At 66.9% G+C, this 1,183-nt stretch carries 1 protein-coding gene; it reads right to left on the bottom strand.

Annotated elements, in window-relative coordinates:
• A partial coding sequence (gene hemA, locus CK228_RS34595) for a 5-aminolevulinate synthase (protein WP_095790662.1) occupies positions 1-1,178 on the bottom strand: 1,178 nt, incomplete at its 3' end.
• Between the last annotated feature and the right edge of the window lie 5 nt (positions 1,179-1,183).

Below are 1,183 nucleotides of genomic sequence, written 5' to 3'. Positions count from 1 at the left end.
GTCTCGACCAGCGCGTCCTGCAGCTCGGCGATCAGCGCATCGGAATGGAACGGTGTCGGCGTGATGCGCAGACGTTCGGTGCCGCGCGGCACGGTCGGGTAGTTGATCGGCTGGATGTAGATGCCGTGCACGCCGAGCAGGCGGTCGCTGGCCATCTTGCAGAGTTCGGGATCGCCGACCAGCACCGGCACGATATGGGTTGGCGAGCCCATCACCGGCAGGCCGGCGGCCGACAGGATCTGCTTGGTCCGCGCGGCCTGCCGCTGCTGGGCGTCGCGCTCGGCCTGCGAGTGCTTGAGATGGCGGATCGAGGTGGTGGCCGCGGCCGCGATCGCCGGCGGCAGCGCCGTGGTGAAGATGAAGCCCGGCGCATAGGAGCGCACCGCGTCGATCACCGCGCTGGTGCCGGTGATATAGCCGCCCAGCGTGCCGAATGCCTTGGCCAGCGTGCCTTCGATGATGTCGATGCGGTCGGCCAGGCCCTCGCGCTCGGTGATGCCGCCGCCGCGCGGTCCGTACATGCCGACCGCATGCACCTCGTCGATATAGGTCATGGCGTTGTAGCGCTCGGCGAGCTCGACGATCTCCCGGATCGGCGCGATGTCGCCGTCCATCGAATAGACGCTTTCGAAGACGATCAGCTTGGCGCGTTCGCGCCCCGCCGCCTGCAGCAGGCTTTCCAGATGCGCGACGTCATTGTGCCGGAAGATCTTCTTCTCGGCGCCGGAGCGCCTAACACCTTCGATCATCGAGGCGTGGTTCAGCTCGTCCGAGATGATCAGGCAGTTGGGCAACAGCCGGGCGATGGTCGAGATCGAGGCTTCGTTGGAGACGAAGCCGGAGGTGAAGACCAGGGCCGCGTCCTTGCCGTGCAGGTCGGCAAGCTCATGCTCGAGCTCGACCAGCGGGTTGGAGGTGCCGGAAATGTTGCGGGTGCCGCCGGCGCCCGAGCCCATCTTGCCGGCCGCGTCCTGGAACGCGGCGATGACGTCCGGGTGCTGGCCCATGCCGAGATAGTCGTTGGAGCACCAGACCGTGATTTCCTCGGCGCGGCCGTTGGAGCGCCAGATGGCGCGCGGAAACTTGCCCGCGATGCGCTCGAGGTCGGCGAAGACACGATAGCGCCGCTCCGCGTGGAGCTGGTCAATCGCTTCTTCGAAGAACCGCTGGTAGTTCATGTCCG

It is taken from the genome of Mesorhizobium sp. WSM4312 (genome assembly GCF_002294875.1).
Classification (GTDB): Bacteria; Pseudomonadota; Alphaproteobacteria; order Rhizobiales; family Rhizobiaceae; genus Mesorhizobium.
This window is presented reverse-complemented; position numbering and strand designations above follow the sequence as displayed.